The organism is Halobellus sp. Atlit-38R (assembly GCF_003665925.1).
GTDB classification, from domain to species: domain Archaea; phylum Halobacteriota; class Halobacteria; order Halobacteriales; family Haloferacaceae; genus Haloquadratum; species Haloquadratum inordinatus.
This window is the reverse complement of record NZ_QXIJ01000214.1, coordinates 1-508: the sequence shown is the minus strand read 5'-3', so window position 1 is coordinate 508 and position 508 is coordinate 1. Positions and strand designations below refer to the sequence as shown.

Sequence of the window (508 nt, the reverse complement as noted above, 5' to 3'; positions counted from 1 at the left end):
CAGGAAGCGGGCGCGGACGTGGCGATGGTGTCGAAGCTCCATCCCGTCCGGTCCCACACTGGCGCGGCAGAGGGCGGGATCAACGCGGCGCTGCGCGACGCCGACTCCTGGGAGGACCACGCGTACGACACGATGAAGGGGTCCGACTACCTCGGCGACGCGCCCGCGGTCGAGGCGCTCTGCCAGGAGAGCCCCGAGGAGGTCATCCGCCTCGAACACTGGGGGATGCCGTTCTCCCGCGAGGACGACGGCCGCGTCTCCCAGCGGCCGTTCGGCGGTCTCTCGTTCCCGCGCACGACCTACGCGGGCGCCGAGACCGGCCACCAGATGCTCCACACGATGTACGAGCAGGTGGTCAAACGCGGGATCACGGTGTACGACGAGTGGCACGTGATGGACCTGGCGGTCACCGACGAGGAAGACCCCGCCGAGCGGACCTGTCACGGCGTCGTCGCCTACGACATCCAGAGCGGCGAGATCAGCGGGTTCCGCGCGAACAACGGCGTCA

General features: G+C 69.7%; 1 protein-coding gene. It reads left to right on the top strand.

The genetic code is table 11. The features are described from left to right. Positions 1-508, top strand: a 508-nt coding sequence (locus D3D02_RS19015; protein ID WP_121571362.1) for an FAD-binding protein, incomplete at both ends; no start/stop codon positions are given.